The 25,057-nt window shown below is 66.1% G+C and carries 21 protein-coding genes; 12 read left to right on the top strand and 9 right to left on the bottom strand.

Annotation, left to right across the window (positions count from 1 at the left end; genetic code table 11):
- Positions 1 to 97: 97 nt before the first annotated feature.
- The 7 genes from FHS28_RS21800 to soxA all read left to right on the top strand — a co-directional run bounded on the left by FHS28_RS21800 (position 98) and on the right by soxA (position 5,950).
- On the top strand, positions 98 to 883 hold the full coding sequence (locus tag FHS28_RS21800; RefSeq protein ID WP_088453786.1) for an SDR family NAD(P)-dependent oxidoreductase: 786 nt from the start codon (positions 98 to 100) through the stop codon (positions 881 to 883).
- Positions 884 to 1,082: 199 nt separating this feature from the next.
- On the top strand, positions 1,083 to 1,586 hold the full coding sequence (locus FHS28_RS21795; RefSeq protein WP_088453787.1) for a (2Fe-2S)-binding protein: 504 nt from the start codon (positions 1,083 to 1,085) through the stop codon (positions 1,584 to 1,586).
- Positions 1,583 to 3,799, top strand: coding sequence for a xanthine dehydrogenase family protein molybdopterin-binding subunit (locus FHS28_RS21790; protein WP_088453788.1), 2,217 nt, complete (start codon positions 1,583 to 1,585; stop codon positions 3,797 to 3,799). The genes FHS28_RS21795 and FHS28_RS21790 overlap by 4 nt, the downstream gene beginning before the upstream one ends.
- A complete protein-coding gene (gene soxX / locus FHS28_RS21785) occupies positions 3,796 to 4,230 on the top strand; it encodes a sulfur oxidation c-type cytochrome SoxX (protein WP_310736845.1) in 435 nt (144 codons plus the stop codon). Before FHS28_RS21790 ends, soxX begins: the two co-directional genes overlap by 4 nt.
- 53 nt (positions 4,231 to 4,283) lie before the next feature.
- Entirely contained in the window at positions 4,284 to 4,703 is a 420-nt protein-coding gene (locus FHS28_RS21780; protein ID WP_221194165.1) for a thiosulfate oxidation carrier protein SoxY, read from the top strand.
- Positions 4,704 to 4,709: 6 nt separating this feature from the next.
- Entirely contained in the window at positions 4,710 to 5,033 is a 324-nt protein-coding gene (gene soxZ, locus FHS28_RS21775) for a thiosulfate oxidation carrier complex protein SoxZ (protein WP_088453789.1), read from the top strand.
- A gap of 257 nt (positions 5,034 to 5,290) precedes the next feature.
- Positions 5,291 to 5,950 carry a sulfur oxidation c-type cytochrome SoxA gene (gene soxA, locus FHS28_RS21770; RefSeq protein WP_246410433.1) on the top strand — a complete coding sequence of 220 codons (660 nt, stop codon included), beginning with the start codon at positions 5,291 to 5,293 and terminating at the stop codon, positions 5,948 to 5,950.
- 105 nt (positions 5,951 to 6,055) lie between these two features.
- Here the strand turns inward: soxA and mdoH are convergent, their stop codons facing one another.
- The 5 genes from mdoH to FHS28_RS21745 form a co-directional block, all read right to left on the bottom strand.
- Complete coding sequence (gene mdoH, locus FHS28_RS21765; protein WP_088453790.1) at positions 6,056 to 8,182, bottom strand: glucans biosynthesis glucosyltransferase MdoH; 2,127 nt, start codon at positions 8,180 to 8,182, stop codon at positions 6,056 to 6,058.
- The gene (locus tag FHS28_RS21760) at positions 8,155 to 9,639 is read right to left on the bottom strand and encodes a glucan biosynthesis protein G (protein WP_375140793.1); all 1,485 of its coding nucleotides are present in this window, start codon (positions 9,637 to 9,639) and stop codon (positions 8,155 to 8,157) included. The genes mdoH and FHS28_RS21760 overlap by 28 nt, the downstream gene beginning before the upstream one ends.
- 210 nt (positions 9,640 to 9,849) lie before the next feature.
- On the bottom strand, positions 9,850 to 11,214 hold the full coding sequence (locus FHS28_RS21755; protein ID WP_088453791.1) for a sigma 54-interacting transcriptional regulator: 1,365 nt from the start codon (positions 11,212 to 11,214) through the stop codon (positions 9,850 to 9,852).
- Complete coding sequence (locus FHS28_RS21750) at positions 11,211 to 11,825, bottom strand: hypothetical protein (RefSeq protein ID WP_088453792.1); 615 nt, start codon at positions 11,823 to 11,825, stop codon at positions 11,211 to 11,213. The genes FHS28_RS21755 and FHS28_RS21750 overlap by 4 nt, the downstream gene beginning before the upstream one ends.
- On the bottom strand, positions 11,789 to 13,240 hold the full coding sequence (locus FHS28_RS21745; RefSeq protein ID WP_088453793.1) for a sensor histidine kinase: 1,452 nt from the start codon (positions 13,238 to 13,240) through the stop codon (positions 11,789 to 11,791). The genes FHS28_RS21750 and FHS28_RS21745 overlap by 37 nt, the downstream gene beginning before the upstream one ends.
- Positions 13,241 to 13,580: 340 nt before the next feature.
- Between FHS28_RS21745 and FHS28_RS21740 the strand changes: the two genes are divergently transcribed.
- Positions 13,581 to 13,955, top strand: coding sequence for a hypothetical protein (locus FHS28_RS21740; RefSeq protein WP_184295389.1), 375 nt, complete (start codon positions 13,581 to 13,583; stop codon positions 13,953 to 13,955).
- Positions 13,952 to 14,104, top strand: a complete 153-nt coding sequence (locus tag FHS28_RS21735) for a hypothetical protein (RefSeq protein ID WP_184295386.1) — start codon at positions 13,952 to 13,954, stop codon at positions 14,102 to 14,104. Before FHS28_RS21740 ends, FHS28_RS21735 begins: the two co-directional genes overlap by 4 nt.
- Here the strand turns inward: FHS28_RS21735 and FHS28_RS21730 are convergent.
- The 4 genes from FHS28_RS21730 to FHS28_RS21715 form a co-directional block, all read right to left on the bottom strand.
- A complete protein-coding gene (locus tag FHS28_RS21730) occupies positions 14,095 to 15,219 on the bottom strand; it encodes a helix-turn-helix domain-containing protein (RefSeq protein ID WP_088453795.1) in 1,125 nt (374 codons plus the stop codon). The genes FHS28_RS21735 and FHS28_RS21730 overlap by 10 nt on opposite strands.
- A 73-nt stretch (positions 15,220 to 15,292) precedes the next feature.
- Positions 15,293 to 17,011, bottom strand: a complete 1,719-nt coding sequence (locus FHS28_RS21725; RefSeq protein ID WP_310736844.1) for an ABC transporter substrate-binding protein — start codon at positions 17,009 to 17,011, stop codon at positions 15,293 to 15,295.
- 190 nt (positions 17,012 to 17,201) lie between these two features.
- Entirely contained in the window at positions 17,202 to 18,998 is a 1,797-nt protein-coding gene (locus FHS28_RS21720; protein WP_088453796.1) for an ABC transporter substrate-binding protein, read from the bottom strand.
- A gap of 64 nt (positions 18,999 to 19,062) precedes the next feature.
- A complete protein-coding gene (locus tag FHS28_RS21715) occupies positions 19,063 to 20,964 on the bottom strand; it encodes an ABC transporter substrate-binding protein (RefSeq protein WP_246410432.1) in 1,902 nt (633 codons plus the stop codon).
- 346 nt (positions 20,965 to 21,310) lie between these two features.
- Between FHS28_RS21715 and FHS28_RS21710 the strand changes: the two genes are divergently transcribed.
- From FHS28_RS21710 to FHS28_RS21700, 3 genes are read left to right on the top strand one after another with little or no spacing between them, the layout of a single operon-like run.
- Positions 21,311 to 22,249 (top strand): ABC transporter permease, encoded by a 939-nt coding sequence (locus tag FHS28_RS21710; RefSeq protein ID WP_088453798.1) that lies wholly within the window; start codon positions 21,311 to 21,313, stop codon positions 22,247 to 22,249.
- Positions 22,250 to 22,274: 25 nt separating this feature from the next.
- On the top strand, positions 22,275 to 23,321 hold the full coding sequence (locus FHS28_RS21705) for an ABC transporter permease (RefSeq protein WP_088453799.1): 1,047 nt from the start codon (positions 22,275 to 22,277) through the stop codon (positions 23,319 to 23,321).
- Positions 23,296 to 25,029, top strand: a complete 1,734-nt coding sequence (locus FHS28_RS21700) for an ABC transporter ATP-binding protein (RefSeq protein ID WP_088453800.1) — start codon at positions 23,296 to 23,298, stop codon at positions 25,027 to 25,029. Before FHS28_RS21705 ends, FHS28_RS21700 begins: the two co-directional genes overlap by 26 nt.
- Positions 25,030 to 25,057 lie beyond the last annotated feature (28 nt).

Genomic DNA, 25,057 nt, shown 5'->3' with positions numbered 1-25,057 from the left:
AACCGCTGATCGGGCTCCTTGCCGGGCCCACCAGGGCGAGGTCTGCCATGCGGCGGTCCTCGCCCTGTTGCCAATGTCGCCAAGAAAGGAACGCATCATGAACACCGTCAGCTCTCGTCCCTGGGCCGTTGTCACCGGCGCGTCCAGCGGCATCGGCCACGCCCTGGCGCTGGAAGCCGCCCGCAACGGATATGACCTGGTGCTGGCTGCCGACCGCAGCCTGGATCAGACCGCCGCCGAGGCGCGCGCCCTGGGTGCGCAGGTCGATACCGTGGTCGCGGACCTGGCCACGCTGCAGGGCATCGACGCGCTGGACGCCAAGATCCAGGACCGCCCGATTGCCGCGCTGCTGGCCAATGCCGGCCACGGCCTGGGTCACGCCTTTCTGGATCAGGACTTCATGGCGGTGCGCCATGTCATCGACACCAACATCACCGGCACGCTGGACCTGATCCAGCGCGTCGGCCGCCGCATGCGCGAGCGCAATGCCGGCCGGATTCTCATCACCGGCTCCATTGCCGGTCTGATGCCGGGCAGCTTCCAGGCGGTCTACAACGGCACCAAGGCCTTCATCGACTCCTTCGCCTATGCGCTGCGCAATGAGCTCAAGGACACCGAGGTGTCGGTCACCGTCCTGATGCCCGGCCCGACGGACACCGAATTCTTCCAGCGCGCCGACCTGACCGACACCAAGTTCGCCACAGGCAAGAAGCAGCCGGCGGAAGAAGTGGCCAAGGCCGGTTTCGAGGCAATGGAGAGCGGCGAGGCCGGCGTGGTGGCCGGCTGGAAGAACAAGATCCAGGCCTGGCTCACCCACGTGACCCCCGACGCCTTGCTGGCCGAGCAGCATCGCAAGCAGGCGGCGCCCGGCTCCGGTCTCTGACCTTCTCCGCCCCGGCGGCCCTTTCAGGGGCCTGGGGCGCCGCTCCGCTGGATTTTCCGAAGTCCTGCAGCTGACCAGCCGGCGCGCCGCCCCGTCTGGTCAGCGAAATCCCGCACTCGCCCCGTTGACGGTCTCGCTACAGTGCAGACGTCTCCCGCCGCATGCCTGCCCGGGAGCTCACCGCACTCAGGGAGACAACATGGCTCAACTGCAAGTCAATGGCAAGACGGTGGAGGTGGATGCCGACGGCGACACCCCGCTTCTGTGGGCGCTGCGGGAGCAGCTCGGTCTGACCGGCACCAAATACGGCTGCGGGCTCGCGCAGTGCGGAGCGTGCACCGTCCACCTCAACGGTGAAGCCGTGCGCAGCTGCGTGCGGCCGCTCTCCAGCGTCGCACCGACCGACCGCATCACCACCATTGAAGGCCTGTCCAAGGACGCCAGCCATCCGGTGCAAAAGGCCTGGGCGGCGCTGGACGTGCCGCAGTGCGGCTTCTGCCAGAGCGGCATGATCATGGCCGCTGCGGCGCTGCTCAAGGACAAACCCAAACCGACCGATGCGGACATCGACAGCGCGATGACCAACATCTGTCGATGTGGCACCTACAACCGGGTGCGCGCCGCCATTCATCTGGCCGCCGGTCAGGTGAATCGCAAGTCGATTGCCATCCGTCTGCTGGACCCGAACGGGAGCGAAGCATGAACGCGCCGCACGATTTCGACACGCGCCAGGCCGGTCGGCCGTCCAACACGGGACGACGTCTGTTTCTTCAGTCCTCGGCAGTCGCCGGGGGGCTGATGCTGGGCTTCCATGTGCCGACGCTTGCAGCCGAACCGACGGCTGCCGGCGCCACGCCCGAACTCAATGCCTGGGTGGTGGTGCAGCCGGACGAGACGGTGATCATCCGCATCGCCCGCTCGGAGATGGGCCAGGGCACCCTGACCGGCCTCGCACAGCTGGTGGCCGAAGAACTGGATTGCGACTGGTCGCGGGTGAAGACGGAATACCCGACGCCGGGTCAGAACCTGGCCCGTGACCGCGTCTGGGGCAGCTTCTCCACCGGCGGCAGCCGGGGCGTGCGGGAGTCTCACGACTACATGCGCAAAGGCGGCGCAACCGCCCGCGCCATGCTGATGCAGGCGGCTGCGGCGCAGTGGCAGGTGCCGGTCAGTGAGGTGACCACCAGCCAGGGTCAGGTGCGACACGCTGCCAGTGGCCGCAGCGGGAGCTACGGTCAGCTGGCGGCCGCCGCAGTGACGCAGAAGCCGCCCGCCGACCTGACGCTCAAGGATCCGAAAGACTGGAAGATTGCCGGCAAGCCCTACAAGCGGCTGGACACCCGGGGCAAGCTCGACGGCAGCCAGATCTACGGCATGGACCTGAAGATGCCTGGCCTGCTCAATGCCGCGATCAAGGACTGCCCCGTCTTCGGCGGCAAGCTCAAGAGCTTCGATGCCACGGCCATCGCGAGCAAACCGGGCGTCAAAAAGGTGGTGGCCGTTGGCGACAGCGCCGTGGCGGTGGTGGCCGACACCTGGTGGCAGGCCAAGACGGCGCTCGACGCGCTGCCCATCGTCTGGGACGAGGGTCCCAATGCCGCGATGGACAGCGCCCAGATCGCCGCGATGCTCAAGGCCGGGCTGGACGCGCCGGAAGCTGCCGTCGGTCAGCGCCAGGGCGATGTGCCCGCCGCCATGGCAGGCGCAGCGCGCAAGATCGAGGCGGTCTACAGCTTCCCGTACCAGAACCACGCAACGATGGAGACGATGAACGCCACCGCGCGCTGGACGCCGGAGCGTTGTGAAGTCTGGACGCCGACGCAGAACGGTGAGGCCGCCCTGGCCGCTGCCGCCGAGGCCGCCGGCCTGCCGCCCGCGCAGTGCGAGGTCTACAAGATCCACCTGGGCGGCGGTTTCGGTCGGCGCGGGGCGGTTCATGACTGGGTGCGGCAGGCGGTGGCCATCGCCAAGGCGATGCCCGGCACACCGGTGAAGCTGATCTGGAGCCGGGAAGAGGACATGCTGCATGGCCGCTATCACCCGATCACCCAGTGCAAGCTCACCGCCGGCCTGGATGCGAAGGGCCAGCTGCAGGCACTGCACATGCGGATCTCCGGCCAGTCCATCCTGGCGGGCATCTTTCCGCAGAACATCAAGAACGGCCTCGACCCGGTGGTGTTCCAGGGCTTGAACCAGGGCGGCACTGAAGGCGCCTTCGGTTATTCGGTGCCGAACCTGCTGATCGACCATGCGATGCGCAATCCCCCGGTGCCACCGGGCTTCTGGCGCGGCGTGAACCTGAACCAGAACGCGATCTACGTCGAGAGCTTCATCGACGAGATTGCGCATGCGGCTGGCAAGGATCCGCTGACGCTGCGCCGTGAGCTGCTGGCCCAGTCGCCCAAACACCTGGCGGTGCTCAATGCCGTCGCGGAGAAGGCGGGCTGGGGCAAGCCGGCGCCCAAGGGGCATTACCGCGGGCTGGCGCAGATCATGGGCTTTGGCAGCTATGTGGCCGCGTGCGCCGAAGTGTCGGTGGCCAAGGACGGCACGCTGAAAATCCACCGCATCGTGGCGGCGACCGATCCGGGTCATGCGGTGAACCCGCAGCAGATCCAGGCACAGGTGGAGGGCAGCTTCGTGTACGGGCTGTCTGCCGCGCTGTTCGGCGAGATCACGCTCAAGGACGGCCGCGTGCAGCAGGACAACTTCCACACCTATCCGGTGGTGAAGATGGAACACATGCCGCAGGTGGAGTCGATCGTGATGCCGTCCGGGGGCTTCTGGGGCGGGGTCGGTGAACCGACGATCGCGGTGGCGGCGCCAGCGGTACTCAATGCCATCTTTGCTGCAACGGGTCAGCGGATTCGGGACCTGCCTTTGTCGCGGCACACGCTCAAGCCGAAGGTGGCGTGAGTGACGCGGCCATGGCGATGCTGGCGCTGATCCTGGCCGCGGGTGTCCTGGCGCCGTTCCAGGTGGAAGGCGACGCCATCACAAAGCCGCTGGACGGCCGCATCGGCGATGCCGTTCGGGGGCGCGCACTGGTCGCCAGCCGACCGCAGGGCCTGTGCCTGTTGTGCCATGCCGCCCCCATTCCGGAAGAGCGGCAGCAGGGCAATCTCGCGCCGGATCTGACGGGCGTGGGGCAGCGTCTGTCCGAGGGACAGCTGCGCCTGCGGCTGGTGGCGCCGCAGACGGTCCATCCCGGGACGATCATGCCGGCCTACTACCGCGCAGGGCCCTCCGCGGGATTGCAACGCGTCGCGAGTGACTTTGACGGCAAGCCGGTGCTGGATGCCCAGCAGATTGAGGACGTCGTGGCGTATCTCAGGAGCTTGAAATGAGCCGGGGAAGCCGTTGGCGTCAGCCGCATGCCACCCGCGACCAAGCGCTTCCCATGACGCGCCGACGGGTTCTACAGACCCTGTCGCTGGCGGCCTTGCTGCCACGTCCGTCCTGGGCGAGTCGGACCGAGCTGGAGCAGGCGCTGCAGGTCTTCACTCAGGGCCAGCCGCTGAATGCCGGTGCGGTGCAGCTGGACATTGCCCCATTGATCGAAAACGGCAATGCCGTGCCGGTAACCCTCTCCACCCGGCAGCCGGTGCAGGTGCTGGCGCTGTTCAATGAACTTAATCCGCAGCGGGAAGTGCTGCAGGCGCAGATGCGGCCCCAGCCCGGCGGCGCCCGGCTGTCGACCCGCATCCGGTTGGCCACGAGCCAGCAGCTGGTGGCCGTCGCGCAGACGCCCGATGGGCGGTGGTGGTCTCAGCGGGTGGACGTCATTGTGACGCTGGCCGCCTGCATCGAGGGAGGCTGACACACCATGGCCATCACCCGCATCACGATGCCCGCGACGACCCGCCGCGGCGAGACGGTGGAAGTGCAATGGCTCATCGCACATCCGATGGAAACGGGCCATCGCAGCGATGACCAGGGCCGGGTCGTCCCCCGCGACATCATCACCCGGTTTGAATGCCGGTATTTGGGCGATGTCGTGCTGGGTGTGGATCTGTTCCCGGCGATCGCGGCGAATCCCTATGTGGCGTTCACACTCGTGGCGGAGCGTAGCGGCGAGGTGGAGTTCCGCTGGACCGGTGACCACGGATTTGAACAGCGGGAGGTTCGGACGCTGGAGGTGACGGGGTGAGCGGCACAGCCGCCACCATGCCGGGCCCGAGGCGCATGGGGGCAGCCAGGCCCCCGGCCGACATGTCGATGTCGGTGGCGGTCCCGGCCCTCCCGACAAGCGGTGCCGCACGAGGCCGGGTCCCCCGAATTGCCTGGTGCCTACTCGTCAGCATCTTCTCTCCCGCAGCCTTCCCGGCAGCGAATGGGCCCCCTTTCGCGGCGAGCGCTCCTGCGTCGGCCGCCCTGGCGCCCCCGCAGCGCTCCGGCTTCGACTTCATGACCCCCGCCGTCCAGGCCATGCAGCGCAGCGATGCACAGAATCCGGCCATGCTGTGGGTGGCCCAGGGCAGCGAGCTGTGGAAGGCCTCGCCGGGCCCGCACAGGCCGGCCTGCGCAGCTTGCCACACGGGCGGCATGGCGGGGGTTTCAGCGCGGTATCCCGCTTTCTCCGACGAGCTGAAGCGCCCGGTCACCCTGCCCCAGCAGATCAACCACTGCCGCACCACCCGTCAGGATCAACCGGCGTGGCGCCATGACAGCGAGGCGTTGCTGTCCCTGGCCGCCTATCTCGGCCAGCAGTCTCGTGGCCGCCCCATCCAGCCGCCGCAGGACCCGCGACTGGTGCCGTGGCAACAGGCCGGCGAGGCGCTCTACCGGCTGCGCATGGGCCAGCTCAACCTCTCCTGCGCGCAATGCCATGAGGAGCGCGCAGGACTCAAGCTCGCGGGCGCCGTGATCCCCTCGGGGCTGGCGACGGGCTATCCGATCTATCGCCTGGAGTGGCAGGGCATGGGCAGCCTGCCGCGGCGCCTGCTCAACTGCACGACGGGCGTGCGCGCTGCCCCGCTGAGCGAGGACGAACTCACGCAGGTGGAGCTCTACCTGATGCAACGTGGGCGCGGTCTGGCGGTGGAGACACCGGCGGTTCGACCCTGAGCGCCTGATATCCGCCCCAATGAGCAACCAGAAATGAGAAACGCGGGTCGGGTGCCACAAAAGTGGACACCACGACCCGCGCCGGAGCAATGGAGCGGAAGCGGCTCAGGCTGCCTTGAGCTGACTCAGACGCAGCAGGTGGCTGGGCTCGCTCAGGAAGCGCATGCGCTCATTGGCCGCCATGCTGTGCAGGGCCCCTGGCAGCATCGCAATGCGCGACAGATGCAGGTCCCGCACATGGGCCCGCAGACCGCGGCCGGTGTCGCGACGACCCATGGCCTGGCAGGCCAGCGCCAGCAGGCGACCGTTTTCCAGCATGTCGGCCCAGCCCGGCAGTGCACGGTTCTGCTGGCCATAGGCCCAGGCATGACGCAGCACCGTCGGGGTCAGGCTTTCCTCCGGGATCAGCAACAGACCCAGCTGACGCACACGGGCACCCAGACGGGCCCGGCTGGTCAGCACGGTGATCGGCGCGGCCAGCATCAGCGGCAGGGCGATCGGCGCGATCCACAGCAGGGTGGACGGACGCAGCACCGCCAGCACCACCGCCACCGCCAGGGCCGCCAGACCCGGACGACCGAAGGCTGCGAAGGCTTCCTTCCACGACACGTCTTCCGCGGCCCGCGGGGGCGACTTCCACTCCAGCGAGATGCCGGTCACGGCCACCAGGCAGAAGATGCTGTGGGCGACCATGCGCAGGGGGGCCTGCAGCAGCGCCATCAGCGCTTCGACGGCCGAGCTGCCGAGCAGCTTCAGCGTGCCGCCATACTGGCCTTGTTCACCGCGCAACAGCACGGCGCCGACGGACAGCAGACGCGGCAGCGTCAGCATGCCGATGGTGCCCATCCACAGGGCCAGCACGCCCGGGGCGAGGTTGCCTTCCGGCGTGAATGGGTGGAAGGCTTCATTGCCGCCCACATTCCACAGCAGGGCGCCCAGGCACACATACAGCAGCCACAGCGGCGCGGCGAAGTAGGACAGCGCGCCCGTCACCAGCATGGCGCGGTGCACCGAGTGCAGGCCCGGCTCGGCCACCAGACGGATGTTCTGCAGGTTGCCCTGGCACCAGCGGCGGTCACGCTGCAGCTCGGCCAGCAGATGCGGCGGTTGCTGTTCATAACTGCCGATCAGGTCATGCACCAGCCACACCTGATACCCGGCGCGGCGCATCAGGGCCGCTTCGACAAAGTCGTGCGACATGATGTCCTTGCCATGCAGCGGCGCCAGCGCGCAATGCTTCATGAAGGGCTCGACGCGGATGATGGCGTTGTGGCCCCAGTAGTGGGCTTCACCCAGTTGCCAGTACTGCATGCCGGCGGCAAACAAACGGCCGGTGACGCGGCTGGCGAACTGCTGTGCACGGGCGTGCAGCGTCTCGTGACCGCAGACCTGGTTGGCGGCCTGCAGGATGCCCGCGCGGGGGTTGGCTTCCATCAGGCGGACCAGCGTCAGCAGGCAGTCGCCGCTCATCACGCTGTCGGCATCCAGCACCACCATGTAGCGGTAGTTGCGACCCCAGCGGCGGCAGAAGTCGGCCACGTTGCCGGCCTTCTTCTTCACCCGGCGCTGACGCCAGCGATAGTGGATGCGGCCCTGACCCGCGAACTGCTCGCGCAATTCCGCCCACGCGGCCAGCTCGGCCGTGCGGCATTCCGGATCGCTGCTGTCAGAGAGGATGTACACGTCGAACAGACGCAGGGCGCCCGCCGCCGCCAGCGATTCGCAGCTGGCCCGCAGGCCGGCGAAGACGGTGGTCACGTCTTCGTTGCAGATCGGCATGACCAGGGCGGTGCGCGCATCGGCCGAGATCGGGCCGTTGCCAGCCGAGTGGGCCGACAGTGCATGCCGGTCGCCCCGCAGCTGCACCCAGAAGCCCATGACTGCGGTGACGCAGCCCGCGCTGACCCAGGCGAACAACAACACGAACAGGCTCAGGTGCAGGCACTGCAACAGCAGCGGCAGACCGGGTGTGGCCCAGCCGCCCTGGGTGTGCACCAGCACGCCGGTGGCCAGCGTGGTGGCGGCACCGATGGACAGCATCAGGGCCTGGCGCCGACGTCGGGCGGCGCGTTCCCAGGGGGCCAGTTCCGGCGCCGCGGGCAGGGCCCCTTCGACAGGGGCGCTGCTGAACCACGGACGCGGCACCATGGCACCACGATTGACCGGCGGAGCGCTTGCGCCCGCCGGGCCGGCGAGGCCGGCGCTCATTGGGGAGGTAATACGAGGCTCCATGTTTCGGTCAGAACGTTGTTGTCGTGTTGGAGGAAACCGCGCAGCTCCAGCGGCTGCCCGGGGCGAACTTGTTTGGCACGGACCGTCATCCGCCAGCCGCCCGTGGCCGGGTTCGGATAGGCGTTGGCTTCGGTGATCTCGCCGTTGCTGTTGGTGCTCAGCTGCGCTTTCACTTCAGCGCCAGCCGGCAGAGCCTTCAGAGAGGGCCCTTCGAAATCGACGATGTACTGGACTTCGTTCTCAGCCAGCTTGGCGTAGCTGTAGCCGGTGCGGGTCTGCACGGCCCAGGCGCCGGGCGGACGCTGCTGCGGTTCATCGCCCTGCTGGTGAAGCTTGTAGGCGAAGTCCAGCGGCTGGCCGGGCGCGGGCTGCTTGGCAGGCACCCAGTAGGCGACGATGTTGTCGTGGGTCTCATCCGGCGTGTGCAGCTGCATCAGCTCCACACGGCCCGGGCCCCAGTCGCCCACCGGCTCGATCCAGGTGGAGGGACGCTTGTCGTAGCGGGCTTCCACGTCTTCATAGCTGGCGAAGCGGCGGTCCCGCTGCATCAGGCCGAAGCCGCGCACGCCGGGCAGGCCGAAGGACGTGGTGAAGATGCCCTTGGGATTCATCAGCGGGCGCCAGATCCATTCGCCGGTGCTGCTGTTCACCATCAGGCCGTCGGAGTCGTGCACCTCGGGGCGGAAGTCGCCGATCTGCGGCTGGTTCTCACCGAACAGGTACATGCTGGTCAGCGGGGCCAGGCCCAGTGTGGCCACCGGATTGCGCAGGAAGATGCGCGCCTTCACATCCACCACCGTTTCGCTGCCCGGCTGGACGACGAAACGGTAGGCGCCGCTCACGCTCTTGGAATCGAGCAGCGCGTAGACGGTCAGGGCCTTCGCATCGGCGGCGGGCCGCTCGATCCAGAATTCGGTGAAGCGCGGGAATTCCTCGCCCTTGCCGCCGACGGTGTCGATGGCCAGGCCCCGGGCCGAGAGGCCGTAGTGCTGACCCGCACCCAGCACGCGGAAGTAGGAAGCGCCCTGGAACACCAGCAGCTCATCCTTGTAGCCGTTGTTATTCAGCGGGTAGTGAACCCGGAAGCCCGCGAAGCCCAGATCGCCCCACTGCTTCGGAGACAGCTTGTTCTTGCCGTAGTCGAAGTCTTGCGTGCGGAAGGGAATCGCCTTGGCATTGCCGCTCTGGACTTCGTGGATGCGCACCGCCTCGGTCTGATAGTGACCCAGGTGGAAGAACATCACCTCGAAAGGCAGCTTCTCTTCACGCCACAGCGCGCGGGCGGGCTTGAAGCGGATGTCCCGGGCGCCGTCGTAGTCGAGATTCTTGAGCTCGGCCGGCAGCGTCTGGCTGGAGGGTTGATACGGCTTGGCCGCCAACGCACGTGCACGCTCGGCCACATCATCGAAGCCGAATGCCTGTGCTGCAGCGCAGCGAAGCATGATCGCCATGCCCATCAGGAGGCCGGCGTATCGGGGGGTGAGGGAGGGGGCTGGAGTACGCATGTACCGGGGTTAAAGCAACACCCGTGCCACGCAACTTAACCCTTACGAATCAATGACTTACGCAGGCGATCGGCAATTTTGCCGGTTCATGTGTCGCCGGACAGCGACGGATCTGCGGCCGAATGTTCCAAGTTATTGATTTGATTAAGTTTTTCCGTGTCGCTATTCAGCGACAGGCGAATCCGCCCGGAAAAGCCCCGGATTCAGGCCGTTGCGCTGCAACAAACGGTAGAACTCTGTGCGGTTCCGCTCCGCCAAACGTGCCGCATCCGCCACATTGCCATCGGTGAGTTTGAGCAGGCCGACGAGGTACTCCCGTTCGAAGCGCTCCCGCGCCTGGGCGTAGCTGAGCACCTCCATGCTGGGCACTCGCAAGGCGCGCTGGACGAGCGAGAGGGGAATCAGCGGCGAGGTGGCCAGCGCGGAGACCTGTTCCACCACGTTGTGCAGTTGGCGGACATTGCCCGGCCAGGTAGCCATGCTCAGCGCCTTCAGCGCATCCGGCGCGAAGCCATTGAGGCGCTTGTTATATTTGTCGGCCAGACGCGTCAGCAGATGCTGGGCCAGCAGCGGAATGTCTTCGCGCCGCTCATTCAGGCTGGGCAATGTGAGGCTGACCACATTGAGCCGGTAATAAAGATCCTCGCGAAACAGCCCTTCGGCCATGGCGACATCCAGGTCGCGATGGGTGGCGGAGAGGATGCGCACATCGATCGGCACCGAATCGCTGGACCCCACCGGCCGCACCTGCTGCTCCTGCAGCACCCGCAGCAGCTTGACCTGCAGCGGCAGCGGCATGTCGCCGATCTCGTCCAGCAGCAGCGTGCCGCCATCGGCCGCCTGGAACAGGCCGCGGTGATGGCTGACGGCGCCGGTGAAGGCGCCCTTCACGTGACCGAACAGTTCGGATTCCAGCAGCGCTTCCGGAATGGCGCCGCAGTTCACCGCCACAAACGGCTTGCCCGCGCGCGGACTGGCCGCATGGATGGCGCGGGCGAGCAGTTCCTTGCCCGTCCCGCTTTCGCCACGGATCAGCACACTGGCCTGCGAGGCCGCCACCAGCTTGGCTTCGGCCAGCACCTCCGCCATCACGTTGGAGCGGCTGACGATGCCTTCACGCCAGGCCGTGTCGCCGGTCTCTTGCGCGTCGCCTTGCGGCGCGGTCAGGGCCAGCGCCTGCGAGATGGTGTCCAGCAGCGCGCGCCCGTCGAAGGGTTTGGTGAGATAGGTGTAGACGCCTCGGGCGGTGGCGGCCACCGCGTCGGGAATGGTGCCGTGGGCGGTGAGCAGGATCACCGGCAAAGCGGGATGCCGCTCGCGGATGGCATCGAACAGCGCGAGGCCGTCCATGCCGGGCAGTTGCACATCACTCAGCACCAGCGCCGGACGCTGCACCGCCAGATGCGTCAGCGCAGCTTCGGCGGAGGCCACGGCAGTGACGTCATACCCGGCCGCATCCAGCCGCATCGACAGCAGCTTGAGCAGGTCGGCGTCGTCGTCGACCACCAGCAGGCGCGGGCCCGTCATTTCGACGCTCCATTGGCGGGCGCACTGGCGGCCGGCGGCTGGGCGGGCGATGCAGGACGGGGGGCCACCAGGCTGCGCTCGATCGCCTTCAGCGCTTCAAGCTTCTGATTGGCCTGGTCCAGACGCTGCTGCAGGCTGGCGCGCTGCTGGTTAAGTTTGTCGGCCTGATCTTCCAGACGGCGCTGTTCCGTCAGGCGATCCATCAGCAACTGCGCGACGGGCTTCCAGGCCGCTGTGTCCGGCTGCCGCAGCACCTGGTCCAGCAGCGTCTGCGCACGGGCCAGTTCACCCGGAGCATGGCTGGTCATCAGCGCCAGGGCCAGCGGCACGGCGGACGCGGCGGGCAGGTTGGCATCGTCGCGCGGCAGCACTTCCTGCGCGAGTTCGGCGGTGCCCATCTGACGGATGCGGTCGTGATAGGCCAGCAGGCTGCGGGCGGCGGTGTCGGCGGGACTGACCGTCGGCACTTCCACCGGCACTTCCACCCGGACCTCGCGCACCACCGTCTTGGGCGGCAGCGGCGCGCAGCCGGCCGCCAGCAGCAGGGACAGGCTGGCAGCGACCGGGGTCAGCGTCAGGCGTGAGCGGGAGAAAGGTGCGTGTGACTGCATGGCAGGCTGATTCTGAAATGGGCACCACGCTCGGAGGGCAGCAGGTCGATCTGCCCGCCATGCGCGGCGATGTACTCCTTGACGATGGACAAACCAATGCCGGTGCCGCGCAAGGCGTCCTCCGGCTGGCGTTCGCCACGGTAGAAGGGTTCGAAGATCCGGGCCTGGTCGGCAGGCGCAACGCCCGGACCGTCGTCGCTCAGGTCGATGAGCAAATGGCCGTCCCGTCGCGACAGTTCGAAACGTATTCCTCCACCGGGCGGGGCGAAGCGTATCGCGTTCGAGAGCAGATTGCCGAAAGCGGCGCCCAGCTTGTCCGGGTCGACCTCGATCTCCTGAGGGCCGCCCTCGACGGTGATGCGCAGGTTCCGCGCCTGCCACTGCAGCCGCTGCGCCTGGATGGAGCCCTGGATCAACGAGGCCAGCTCGGTAGGCTGGCGCTGCAGGCGGCGGGCCTCAAAGGCGGCGGCGTTGAAGCGCAGCAGGTCCTCGATCTGTCGCTGCAGCACCGCCGTGTTGTCCCTCAGAATGCGGGCGACCTCACGTTGTTTGTCGTTGAGCGCGCCGGCCACTTCGTCTTCCAGCAGCGACACACCTTCACGCAGCGCCGCCAGCGGCGTCTTCAGTTCATGGGAGATGTGGCGCAGGAAACGGGCCTTGTCGGCATCCAGTTCGCCCAGGCGCAGGCGCAGCCAGTCCAGGCGCTGACCGAGCGATTGCAAGTCGGCGGGGCCGCGGAAGTCGATCGGCTCTTCGAGGCGGTTCTCCCCGAGCCGCACGATGGCCTGCTCCAGCCGTCGCAGTGGGCGGGTGAGCCAGAAGCCGAAGGCCATGGCCAGCAGCACCGACAGCACGATGGCCGCGACCACCTGCTGGCCCAGTTTCACGCGCCCGCTTTCCAGCTGGTCCTGCAGGGAGCCGTTGCTCTGCTGTGTGTGCTGCCGCACCCTGTCGGCGAGCTGCGCGGTCAAGGCGCTGAGTTCGCGGAACTTGGCGGTGAGGTCGGCTTCCTTGCGACGGGCGGGGCCGGGTTTGACGACGAGGTCGAGCAAGTTGCGGATCTCGGCGAGCTTGGTGGTCCAGGCGTCGAGGGCGGTGGGCTGCAGGGACTGCTCGCGCAGTTGCTGCAGCAGGCGCTCGGCATCTTCGGCGTCGTCCTCGAAGCGCTGGCGCAGGCTGCGGTCTTCCAGCACGAGGTACTGACGCGCGGCGCGCTCCATGCTGATGCTGCGCTCGGCAAGCTGCTGCACTTCCGTGCCCATGCGGGCGGCGCGCAGCACCGCTTCGCGGCCCTGCACGGTGAGGCGTTCCAGTGTGAGCAAGGCGCCCAGCGATGCGGCCGACAGCAAGCCGGCGATCAGCAGAAAGCCGATCAGCAGGACCTGGCGGAAGGAAATGCGAAAGAAGCCGAACATCAGGCCGACATGCAGCGCTGCGCCGCAGGGATGCCCACCGTGCGCCGGGCCGCAGCGGCGACGCGATGGCACGGCGAAGTCATCGGACCTGATGCGGTCCGTCGCGTTGCAGGAGGGAAGGACATGGCGGGCAGTGTAGCCCTGGCGCGCCTCCGAACCGCGTGCAAGGGTGTCATCCGGTGACCGGGCCCAAGTTTGCGGGAAGCGAGGTGGCATTCACCGGGGCATCACTAGACTTTTCCGCCTTCCGCTGCGATGCCCCGTCCCCATGAGAGAGAACCCCGACCCACTCCCCGACACATCACAGGCGTGTACCGAGTCGCCCCGACGCATCGTGGTCGTGGACACCAACTGCTTCGTTCGCTTGTACTTCTCTCCGCTGCGCCCGCTGCTTGGCAGTACGGCCATGGGTCATCGTCTGGTGACCCTGCGCGAACTTGCGGAGGAGACACGTCAACGGTCAGGCCTCACGCTCAGGCACCCGTGGCTGGGCTCGAGCGACGTACAGAAGGATCTGTCTACTGCCATCGTGACGCTCACGCCGGACGAAGATCAGCGGTATGAGGACGACGCGCTCTACTACCGCAGAGAAGGCGATGACTTTCTCGAACGGATATGCCAAACCCGCGGTTTGGAGAGCCTGCGCCAGTTGTCTCATGCCGATGCCAAAGCCGTTGCCGTCGCAGTCGGCTGTTCACGAGCCTTGATCTCTTGAAGCTGTTCGTCGAGGAAGGCGCCTTGGATGCAACTACGGTGCGCGCCACCGTCCGGCTGTGGTTGCAGAACTCAGAGCGACTCCCAAAGGGCTGGCAAGCTCAGTTCCGACGACTGTTTGCCAGCGATCCGCCCGATGCTCAGCGCTGACGTTGGCTGAGATACGTCGAAAGCTCCAGCGCCTGTGGCAGATCGATGTTGAGCAATCCACGCACGAACGCTGGGGAGTGCCCGCCTTCAGCACGCTGCAGCCGCGAGATGCCAGCGAACACCGAGGTCTGGAAGAACGCTTCAGAGATCTCGACGAACCGATCAACAGTGGGGGCGTCGGTCCCGAACAGTTGAAAGGCAACGGTGGCTTGCTTCACGCGCTCCTCGGCCCAGGCCTCATAAAACGCGTCCGTGGCAAGGCCGGTCTGCTTTTCCCCACGTGCCAATGCGAGACGGTCCACCGACTTCAACACGGTGACCACCGACACGCCATGCTGGCTGGCGCCATCCCGTGCCGCCGCAAGCGGGTCGGACGCCTCTCGCAGACGGTTCAGCCACACGTCCGCCAAGGTGTCCGGGAAGACCAGCAGCTGGGCAAAACGCTCGGCGAACCGTTCCCCATCGTCTCCATTCAAACGGTGCAGTGACAGGCAATGCCCCAGTTCATGCGCAAGCCAATACTTGAAGTCGTCTGCACACGCCGAGAGGCTCATCACGACCCACGTGTGACGCCCCTCCGGCAGATGCACGGTCAACGCATTCTCATGCCCGACCTTCTCGCGTCCCCATAGCACCGGCACCATTTGAGCGCCGGCCTGTTGGAGCTGCCCGATCAGTTGGTGCCAACTCGGGGACTGATCGTCCACCAGTTGAAGGGAAGCACGCACCCCGGCGACCACTTCCCGCACGAAGCCTTCGTCATCTCGCGGGTCCTGGAGCACACGCGCTGTGAACAGCCCCGGCGCCATGAACGGCTGCAACTGGCGAAAGTGATGCGCCATTTCGACCGCTGCTGCGCGCGACTTCTCGGTCAGCGGCTCGCGCAGGTGCGTCCGATATGCGATGACCGGGGTCGGCGCCGCGGGCGTCTGAAGGGCCCCCACGTCCACCCCCAGCGTATCGGCCAACGCTCTGAGCTTCGCCGGTCGAGGTAGAGACTCTCCTGCAAACCACTTCGACACGGCTTCGCGGCTGACGCCGCAGGCTTGCGCCAGCGCCGCCTGGTTCAGGCCACGCGATGTCATGACCTGCTGGACGAGATTGAAGTTCAGCATAGGCCGACCACTGTAGGGGCGATGTCAACTTTCGTCAACAAAGCGGCGCCGAATGTTGACCGATTCGGCCCCTTCAAAACTTCGGCTGCTTCTCCGTCTCGATGTCGACGTATGGCCAGAACAGCTGGTTGAAGAACGGCCGGCGATAGCCCAGCACCCAAGGTTGGGTGATGTCGATCACCATGCGGTGGACCCGGTACTTCTGCGGCATGTAGGCCGTCGTCAGTCGCTGCACTTCCCGCAGTCGCGCCAGCCGCTCCGGGCCGTCCGGCAGCACCAGCATCTCGCGATACAGCTCGTCAAAGCGGTCCAGCTTGAAGCGGCCGAGGTTCTGGCCGCCCGAGGCCGGCCCGTACAGCAGCTCCATGCCCAGCTGCGCATCCGGCGTCGAATTGTTGAAGCCCAGCTGCCAGATCTGCAGTTGCCCCGCACGTGCGGACTTCAGGTTCTCCGGCCACCGCGCCAGGCGAATCTTCAAGCGGATGCCCAGCCGGTCCATGTCGCGCTTCCAGAGCTCGTCATAGGGCTTGGAACGCGAGTCCGGCGTGGAGGCCACCTCCAGCACCAGCGGGCTTCCATCCGGCAGGTCGCGCCAGCCGTCGCCATCCTTGTCCACATAGCCATAGACATCGAGCAGCGCGCGGGCACGGGCCAGGTCCGTCTCGCCATTCTCCGAGCGGTATTGCTCGTCATACCCCCAGCTCATCGGACTGACCACCGACTGCGCCGGAATCGCCTGCCCCTTGCGGGCAATGGCGATCTCGGCCTGCACATCCGTTGCCAGCGCAATGGCCCGGCGCAACGCCACCTTCTCCGGCGTGTAGCCGCCCACCACCGGATCTTCCATGTTGAAGTAGAAGAGGTAGCGATCGCTCGCCAGCACCCGGTGCAGATGCATGCCCTGTCTGGCCAGGTTGGGCGCCAGCTTGCCGTGGGGCAACGCGACATCCGCGTATTCCTCCGGCAACGTGTACATCAGGTCGAATTCGCGGTTGAGGAAGGACAACCAGCGCGGCTGGCCTTCTTCGATGATGCTGATCTCCACCGCATCCACCAGCGGCAGCCGGCGGCCCTGGAAGCGGGCCTTGAGCGCCTGCCCTTCGGCATCGTCGGCATTCGGCTGCACGTCATACAGCACCTCACGGAACTGCGGGTTGCGCACCAGACGGATGAAGGAACTGCGCCGCCATTTCTCCAGCTTGAAGGGGCCGGTGCCCACCGGATGTTCACCGACGCTGGCGCCATATCGCTCCACCACTTCACGCGCCATGGCGCCGTAGGTGTCGCCGCCGGCCAGGTTGTAGAGAAAGCGCGGCCGTGGGGATTCGAGGTTGAACTGCAGCGTGTAGCGGTCCAGCGCTTTCACGCCCTCCACCGGTTTGTCGTAATTGAACGGCTGCTTGCGCTTGAGCGCGTCTTCGCGCAGCGCCTCCAGTCCCTGGATGCCTTCCTGACGGAAGCTGGAATACAGCGGCGACTTCACCGCCGGGTCGAAGAAGCGCTTGAGACTGTAGACGTAGTCCTGGGCGGTCAGTTCACGGCGCCGACCCTTGAAGGCGGGGTCGTCCGAAAAATAGATGCCGGGCTGCAGGCGGATGGTCCAGGTGCGGAAGTTGTCCGACACCTCGGGCATGGCAGCGGCTGTGTTGGGCTTGAGCAGGTAAGGCCGCGCAAGATAGTCGTAGTTGTAGAGCGATTCGAAGATGTGCGCCGTCACCGTGCGCGAATAGAGATCGCTGATCTGAGCCGGATCGAAAGTGCTTTCCGCCACGAGGAAGGCGTAGCGGAGCACCTTTTCGCGCGCCTCCACAGGGGCAGGGGCAGCGACAGATGCAGCAGCAGGCGCCGCGTCCGATGTCTTCCCCTCGGAGGTCGAGGATGCTGCCATCGCGCCCAAGGCGACCAGCGCCGCCCCGACCGCAGCGGCAGCCCGCAGAAGGATGGCGCTGACCGGCTTGAGACCGGCGGGACCACGCAGCCGATCAGTTCGGATCAATGTCCACATACTCCCACCAGTTCTGCCAGAAGGGCGCGCGCCGGTAGCCGACCACTTCCGGCCGTGTGATGTCGGTGATGTAGCGGTGCGCCCGATATTTGTAGGGCATGTAGGCCGCAGCGATGCGTTTGGTCTGCAGAAACACCGCCTCGCGTTCCGGGCCATCCGGCAGATGGCTGGCCTCGTCATACAGCTTGTCCAGGGCCGGCAATGAGAAACGTGCGTAGTTCTGACCGTTGATCTGACCCGAGTACATCCGCGCCAGAGAGTCCTGTCCATCGGGCTTGGAGCCCGACGTCGCCAGCGACCAGATGGAATACCGACCCGCCCGCATCGCCTTGAGGTTCTCCGGCCACTTGCCGGTCTTGAAGACCAGCTTCAGACCGACGGCTGCCAGATTCTTCTGATAGATCTCATCGATCTGGCGCTGGAACAGCTCCGGCGTGGTGAGGCTTTCCAGCACCAGCGGGCGGCCGTCCGGCTGATCGCGCCAGCCGTCGCCGTCCTTGTCCACATAGCCGTAGAGATCCAGCAAGGCCTTGGCGCGGGCGGGATCAAAGTCCCCCACCTCGCTCTTGAAGGCGGGATCGAAGCCGCTGGTATTGGGCAGGTAAAGCGACTGCGCCACATAGCCCTGGCCGCGGCGGGCCACCCGCAGTTCGCGGTCCACATCCATGGCCAGGCCAATGGCGCGGCGCAGGGCGACCTTGTCCGGCGTGTAGCCGCCCACCACCGCGTCTTCCATGTTGAAGGCGGTGAACAGCACATCGGTCGCCGAGACGCGATAGGCCTTCATGCCCTGCTTCGCCAGATTCGGGGCCAGATGACCGTTGGGCAGCGCCTGGCTGATGTAATCCTCGGGCACACGTTCAATGAAGTTGAACTCGCCGCTGAGGAAGGACAGCCAGCGCGGCTGGTTCTCCTCGATCACATTGATCTCGACGCGATCAATCATCGGCAGACGGCGACCCTTGAAGCGAGCCGCCAGGGCCTGGCCCTCGGCGTCCTCCGGTGCCGGCTGCACTTCCTGATCGTAGAAACGCGGCCGGTAAACGGGATTGCGCTCCAGCACCATGCGGGAGCTGCGCCGCCACTGGGTCAGCATGAACGGCCCCGTGCCCACCGGATGCGCGGCGGACTGGCCGGGATAGGCCTCAATCACTTCCCGCGCCACCGCGCCATACAGGTCGCTTTGCGCGAAATTCTCCATCAGCCGCGGACGGGTCTCCGCCACCTTGAACTGCAAGGTGTAGCGGTCCAGCGCCTTCAGGCCTTCAATGGGTTTGTCGTAGTCAAACGCAATGCCGCGCTTGCGCACCTGCGTCCGGTAGTCGTTCAAGCCGATCAAGCCCAGCTCTTCGATCTCACCCCAGCTGGGCGACATCACCGCCGGGTCGGCGAAGCGCTTGATCGAATAGACATAGTCCTGCGCCGTCAGCTCACGTGGGCGGCCTTTGAAGGCAGGATCGTCGGCGAAGTAGATGCCGGGCCGGATGCGCACCGTCCAGACGCGGAAGTCATCGCTGACTTCCGGCATCGCCGCGGCCGTGAGCGGCTTCATGCGGGCGGGCCGGGCGAGGTGATCGTAGGTGTAGAGCCCCTCGAAGATGTGGGGCGTGATCATGCGGGAGTAGAGATCGCTGACCTTGGCCGGATCGAACCCGGTCTCGGCCACCCGCAGCGCAAAACGCAGCACCTTGGGCGGGCTGCCGTCGGCCTGGGACGCCTGCGCCAGCGCCGTCAGGCTGGCGACCGGGCCGGCCAGCAGCGCCGCCAGCAGCATGGGCACTGCGGCGGCCCGCGCCCAGCGACGTCGGCTGGAGCGGGCGTTTGAAGGGAGATGGGGATCAGTGGGACTGCGACTTGCGCAGCACATCGGTATCGATATCGACATAAGCCCAGAAGTCGCGCTGATAGAGGTTCTTGTCGTAGCCGATCACCCACGGCTGCGTGATGTCGGTGAAGACCCGGTGGGTCTCCGCCTTGAACGGCATGTAGGCCACCGCCATGCGCTGCATCTTCTGCATGATCGCCAGGCGCTCCGGACCGTCCGGCATGGAATGCTGCTGGTCGTACAGGCGGTTGTATTCCGGCAGGTCAAAACGCGACTTGTTGGATTGACCCTTGCTCGGCCCGTAGGCCAGACCCAGGAAGTTCTCACCATCCGGCACGTCGGCGCTCCAGCCCAGGCCCCACATCTGCAGCCGGCCCGCGTTCGCAGCTTTCAGGTTCTCCGGCCACTTGCCGATCTTGAAGCGGATGCGCACGTTGATGGCCGTCATGTTCTTCTGCCAGAGCTCGGCCAGCTGGCGCTTCTGAGCATCCGGCTCGGTGGTGTATTCGATGGTCAGCGGGCTGCCATCGGGCAGGTCGCGCCAGCCGTCGCCGTCCTTGTCGACATAGCCATACAGGTCGAGCAACGCCTTGGCGCGGGCCCGGTCGAACTCGCCCATCTCGGACTTCAACTGCGGGTCGTAGCCAAACACCCCCGGCGAGATGATCCCCTGGGCCGGCTTGGCCTGGCCGCGGCGGGGCAGGCGGACCTGCTCATCCAGATTGATCGCCAGGCCAATGGCACGGCGCAGCGCGATCTTGTCGGCGGTGTAGCCCCCCACCACCGGATCTTCCATGTTGAAGTAGCTCATGCTGATGTCCGCCCGCTCGTAGCGGACGGCGCGCTGACCCTGCTTGGCCAGGTTGGGCGCCAGCTTGTTCTGCGGAATGGCGACCGGTGCGAATTCATTGGGCAGGTCGTCCAGCAGGTCGAACTCACGGCGCAGGTAGGACAGCCAGCGCGGCTGGCTCTCTTCAATGATGGACACTTCCACACGGTCGATCATCGGCAGGCGACGGCCCTGCAGCTGCTTCACATCCTCGGCCAGATCCGGCCGGTGTGCCGGCACCGTTTCGCGATAGTAGACCTCGCGGAAATTGGGATTGCGGGTCAGCACGATCAGCGAGGAGCGACGCCACTGCGACAGCAGATAGGCATTGGTGCCCACCGGATGCTCCCCCACATGGCCGGCATACGCTTCGACCACCTCGCGGGCGACGAGGCTCAGCATCGGGTCGGCGAAGTTGTAGGTGAAGCGCGGGTCGCTGTTGCGCACGCGAATCTCGACGGTGTATTTGTCCAGCAGACGCAGGCCGTCCACCGGGCGGTCGTAGTCGAAGGGCTTGCCGCCCTTGAGCGCGGCATTGCGCACTTCATCCAGACCGAGGATGCCCGCGCCCTGCAGGCGATAGAGGTGGCCACTCTTGACCTGCGGGTCGTAGTGACGCTTGATGGAATAGATGAGATCGGCGCCGGTCAGCTCGCGCTTCTTGCCCTTGAACACCGGATCGTCCGCGAAGTAGATGCCGGGCTTGAACTTGAAGACGAAGCGGGTGGCGTTGTCCAGCACCTCCGGCAGCCCGTCGGTGACGGACGGCTCGAGCTGATAGGGCCGCTTCAGATAGCTGAAGCGCAGCGGTGTGTCGAAGATGTTGGCCAGGATGTTGCGCGAATAGAGGTCAGTCACATAGGCCGGATCAAAGCCGGTCTCGGCCTGACGATAGGCCACGCGCAGCACCTTCTCAGGGCCTGCGGGCACCGCCGCCGAAGCCCCGACCGCAACAGCGGAGGACGCAGGGGCAGACGCAGGGGCGGAGGCACCCACGCCCTGTGCGAAGCAGGGCACGAAACAGGAAGAGACACCAAACAGCAGGGCCGTGGCCAGGCCTCGGGTCGAGGCCATCAAACGTCGCATCGAAACACCATCCTCAAAATCGGCCGCACCGGGCTCGTGACCCCGCGCGATAAAACGCGCAGTCTAGGGGCGCGCACCGCCCTTGACCATGCCAACAACCCTCAAGCGCGATGCGGCTTCCCGCCCGTGCCACCCGCCAGGGCGCAGGACGCCCCAACTGCAGGAACAACCGAAGTGCAGACCCAGTTTTCTCCGATGCATTCAGGGCAAATGCCGGTGCGGGTGCCTGGAGCGCTGTCATAGACTCGCGCGTGATTTGGTTCTGAAGGGCCCTGGCCGTCACAAGCGTCCGGGGTTTTGCTTTTTCTGTCGCCCCGTGGCGTCGCTTGAATGGAGTCCCCCAGCAATGGCGGCTTATCTGATCAGGCGCCTGTGGCAAATGATCCCCACGCTGCTGGGGGTCGTGCTGCTGGTGTTCTTCCTCTTCAAATGGTTTGGCGGCGATCCTGCCGAAGTGCTGGGCGGCCTCAATGCCAGTGCTGATCAGATCCAGGCCATCCGCGAGCAGCTCGGGCTGAACAAGCCGCTGTATGAGCAGCTGCTGATCTTCCTCCAGCAGATCGTGACCTTCGACTGGGGCAAGAGCTGGGCGACGAATGAATCGGTGGCCCATCTCTTCGCCACGCGCTTGCCCGCCACGCTGACGGTGATGATCCCGATTCTGCTGCTGGAGGTGCTGCTGCCAGTGCCCTTCGCGCTGATCGTGGCTTACCTGCGCGGCCGTGCGGTGGACCGGGTGGTGATGATGGGCACCACCATCGCGGTGTCGATCTCGCTACTGGTGTATGTGATCGTCTTCCAGTACGTCTTTGCCTTCCAGCTCGGCTGGTTCCCGGTGCAGGGGTGGAGTGACAGCCTCTGGACCAACCTCACCACCTATGCGCCGCTGCCGGTGTTCGTGGCGGTGGCGGTGGCCCTGTCGCCCTACACGCGGCTCTACCGCACCTTCTTCCTGGACGAGATTGGCCATGAGTACGTGCGCACCGCGCGGGCCAAGGGCCTCACCGAGCGCACCATCCTGCTCAAGCATGTGCTGCGCAATGCGCTGATACCCATCCTGACCAACATCTCCGTCGCGCTGCCCAGCCTGTTCGTGGGCTCCTTCCTGCTGGAAGTGTTCTTCTCGATTCCGGGCCTGGGCCGCGAGATCCTGCTGGCGGTCAACCGCAGCGACTATCCGGTCATCCAGGCCTTTGCGATCTACATCGCGGCCATGACCATGGTGGTCAACCTGGTCACCGACCTGCTCTACAAGTGGGTCGACCCGCGGGTGGTGTTGAAGTGACGGCGCAACGGACGGAGACCGCAGCATGAGCAGTGTGATGACATCCGCCGGCACCAGCAGCCCGCCGGCACGGAAATCCCAAGGGGTGTGGGCCGCTTCCTGGCGCCGCATGCGGGCCGACAAGGTCGGCATGACGGCCCTGGTCATCGTGGCCTTGGCGCTGCTGCTGGTCCTGGCCGCAGGCCTGGGCCTGGTGGCCGGCGACTGGCAGAAGGAAACCGGCGTGCCCAACGCCCCGCCCACCTTCATGGGACCTGGCGCCGCCGAAACCACTGCCGCGGTGGCCACCGCCAAGGGCCCGAATGTGGATCTGAGCGACATCGACCCGCTCGCCCCGAAATACGGCGAATGGGCCGAGCGGGCGAAGCAGTACAAGACCGATGAATCGCCGCGTGCGCAGACCCTGCCCTTCGGTGCGGACCGGCTCGGCCGCGACGTGCTGGCCAAGGCCATCAAGGGTGCAGAGATCTCGATCATGGTCGGCGTGCTCGCCGCCGTGGTCGCCACGCTGATCGGCACGGTGCTGGGCGCCTTGTCCGGCTTCTACGGCGGCAAGGTCGGCGACTTCCTGGAGTGGGTCTACAACGTCTTCACCGCCATGCCCAACATCCTGCTGATCTTCGCCTTCGCGGTGGTGTTCGGCCGCGGCGTGCTGCCGGTGGTGATGATCCTGGGCCTGGCCGGCTGGACCGGCATCTACCGCCTGGTGCGTGCCGAGTTCATCAAGCACTCGGTGCGGGAATATGTGCGCTCGGCCGAGGCCATCGGCGCCAGCCGCACCTCGCGCATGTTCAAGCACATCCTGCCCAACGTCTCCCATGTGGCCCTGGTGCAGCTCTCGCTGCATGTGGTGTCCTTCATCAAGAGCGAAGTGATCCTGTCCTACCTGGGCCTGGGCGTGAGCGTCGATCAGGTCTCCTGGGGCACGATGCTGTCCGAAGCCCAGAACGAGCTGATCCTCGGCTACTGGTGGCAGCTGGCGGTGGTGACGGTGTTCATGGCGGTGTTTGTGACCGCCTTCTCGCTGTTCACCGATGCGCTGCGTGATGCGCTCGACCCGAAGCTGCGCTGAAGCCTGGAGAGAAACAATGTTGCTGAGTATTCAGGACTTGAAAGTGGCCTTCCGCGTCGGCAAGGTCGATGGCGTGGTGCAGCGGGCACTGGCAGTGAAGGGCGTGAGCTTCGACATCCCGGAAAACAGCACCGTGGCGCTGGTGGGGGAATCGGGGTCGGGCAAGAGCGTCACCGCCATGTCCATCCTGAACCTGCTGCCGGAGAATGCCGAGCGCAGCGGGCAGATCCTCTTCCAGGGGCGGGACCTGCTCAAGACCAGCCTGCGCCAGCTGCAGGCGGTGCGCGGCCGCGAGATTGCCTGCGTGTTCCAGGATCCGATGAGTTCGCTCAACCCGGTGTTCACCGTGGCGGACCAGATCATGGAACCGCTGATGAAGCATCTGGGCATGTCCCGTCGTCAGGCGTTGGTGCGGGCGGAAGAGCTGCTCAACGAAGTCGGCATCCCCGACCCGAAACGGCGCCTGCGCAGCTATCCGCACGAGATGTCCGGCGGCCAGCAGCAGCGGGTGATGATTGCGGTGGCCCTGGCGTGCAATCCCAAGCTGCTGATCGCCGACGAACCGACAACCGCGCTGGACGTGACCATCCAGCGGCAGGTGATGGAGCTGCTGGCCCGGCTGAAGGACAAGCACCGGATGAGCATGCTGTTCATCTCCCACGACCTGGGCGTGGTGGGCGAGATCGCCGACCATGTGGTGGTGATGCGCCATGGCGAAGTGCGCGAGCAGGCGCCGGTGGCGCAGATCTTCCATGCACCACAGGATGCCTATACCAAGGCTCTGCTGGCCTGCCGGCCGTCGCTGACGGAGAACCCGGCCCGCCTGATGTTGATCGACGATCACATCGCCGGCCGTCAGGCCCAGGGCGGTGGCAAGACCAAGGATCCGAACGCACCGGTCATTCTGGAAGCGCGTGGCCTGCGCAAGAGCTTCTTCTTCAAGTCGGGCCTCTTCAGCAAGCAGGAGTTCCAGGCGGTCAAGGGCGTGGACTTCCAGCTGCGCAAGGGTCACACCCTGGGCGTGGTGGGCGAGTCGGGCTCCGGCAAGACGACCATGGGTCTGACGCTGCTGCGCCTGCATGAACCCACTGGCGGCGAAGTGCTGTTTGAAGGGCGCGACCTGCTGAAGATGTCGGGCACCGATTGGCAGAAGATGCGCCGCCGCATCCAGGTGGTGTTCCAGAATCCCTATGCCTCGCTGAATCCGCGCTTCACCATTTCGCAGACCCTGCTGGAGCCGATGGAGATCCACGGCATCGGCGCCTCGCATGAAGAGCGCCTGGCCACGGCCAGCGCGCTTCTGCTGCGGGTGGGGCTGGATGAAACGGCGCTGCACAAGTATCCGCACGAATTCTCCGGCGGCCAGCGCCAGCGGATCGCCATCGCGCGGTGCCTGACGCTTCGCCCGGAGGTGCTGGTGCTGGATGAGGCGGTGTCCGCGCTGGATGTGTCGGTGCAGGCGCAGGTGCTCAACCTGCTCAAGGACCTGCAGGACGAATTCGGCCTGAGCTATATCTTCATCAGCCATGACCTGGCGGTGGTGAAGTTCATTTCGGACGAAGTGCTGGTGATGCAGCACGGCGCGGTGGTGGAGCAGGCCGATGCGCGGGCGCTGCTGGCGGCGCCCAAGATGAAATACACCCAGGACCTGCTGGGCGCGGTACCACGCGGCTACACCGGACGGGATACGGCAGCCGCCGTGGCCTGATGCCGGTTGCGGGTCGCTTTCGGGCATG

It is taken from the genome of Roseateles terrae, assembly GCF_014192155.1.
GTDB classification, from domain to species: Bacteria; Pseudomonadota; Gammaproteobacteria; order Burkholderiales; family Burkholderiaceae_C; genus Roseateles; species Roseateles terrae.
The sequence above is the reverse complement of the archived record's forward strand: the minus strand, read 5'-3'. Positions and strand labels throughout refer to the sequence as shown.

Excerpts from the sequence above, each read along its gene's own strand:
- FHS28_RS21790 (WP_088453788.1), top strand. The coding sequence starts at position 1,583 with ATGAACGCGCCGCACGATTTCGACACGCGCCAGGCCGGTCGGCCGTCC.
- FHS28_RS21720 (WP_088453796.1), bottom strand. The coding sequence starts at position 18,998 with ATGCTGCTGGCGGCGCTGCTGGCCGGCCCGGTCGCCAGCCTGACGGCG.
- soxZ (WP_088453789.1), top strand. The coding sequence starts at position 4,710 with ATGGCCATCACCCGCATCACGATGCCCGCGACGACCCGCCGCGGCGAG.
- FHS28_RS21730 (WP_088453795.1), bottom strand. The coding sequence starts at position 15,219 with ATGCTGAACTTCAATCTCGTCCAGCAGGTCATGACATCGCGTGGCCTG.
- FHS28_RS21700 (WP_088453800.1), top strand. The coding sequence starts at position 23,296 with ATGCGCTCGACCCGAAGCTGCGCTGAAGCCTGGAGAGAAACAATGTTG.
- FHS28_RS21745 (WP_088453793.1), bottom strand. The coding sequence starts at position 13,240 with ATGTTCGGCTTCTTTCGCATTTCCTTCCGCCAGGTCCTGCTGATCGGC.
- FHS28_RS21800 (WP_088453786.1), top strand. The coding sequence starts at position 98 with ATGAACACCGTCAGCTCTCGTCCCTGGGCCGTTGTCACCGGCGCGTCC.
- FHS28_RS21780 (WP_221194165.1), top strand. The coding sequence starts at position 4,284 with ATGACGCGCCGACGGGTTCTACAGACCCTGTCGCTGGCGGCCTTGCTG.
- FHS28_RS21705 (WP_088453799.1), top strand. The coding sequence starts at position 22,275 with ATGAGCAGTGTGATGACATCCGCCGGCACCAGCAGCCCGCCGGCACGG.
- FHS28_RS21710 (WP_088453798.1), top strand. The coding sequence starts at position 21,311 with ATGGCGGCTTATCTGATCAGGCGCCTGTGGCAAATGATCCCCACGCTG.
- FHS28_RS21760 (WP_375140793.1), bottom strand. The coding sequence starts at position 9,639 with ATGGGCATGGCGATCATGCTTCGCTGCGCTGCAGCACAGGCATTCGGC.
- FHS28_RS21750 (WP_088453792.1), bottom strand. The coding sequence starts at position 11,825 with ATGCAGTCACACGCACCTTTCTCCCGCTCACGCCTGACGCTGACCCCG.
- FHS28_RS21755 (WP_088453791.1), bottom strand. The coding sequence starts at position 11,214 with ATGACGGGCCCGCGCCTGCTGGTGGTCGACGACGACGCCGACCTGCTC.
- mdoH (WP_088453790.1), bottom strand. The coding sequence starts at position 8,182 with ATGGAGCCTCGTATTACCTCCCCAATGAGCGCCGGCCTCGCCGGCCCG.
- soxA (WP_246410433.1), top strand. The coding sequence starts at position 5,291 with ATGACCCCCGCCGTCCAGGCCATGCAGCGCAGCGATGCACAGAATCCG.
- FHS28_RS21795 (WP_088453787.1), top strand. The coding sequence starts at position 1,083 with ATGGCTCAACTGCAAGTCAATGGCAAGACGGTGGAGGTGGATGCCGAC.
- FHS28_RS21715 (WP_246410432.1), bottom strand. The coding sequence starts at position 20,964 with ATGCGACGTTTGATGGCCTCGACCCGAGGCCTGGCCACGGCCCTGCTG.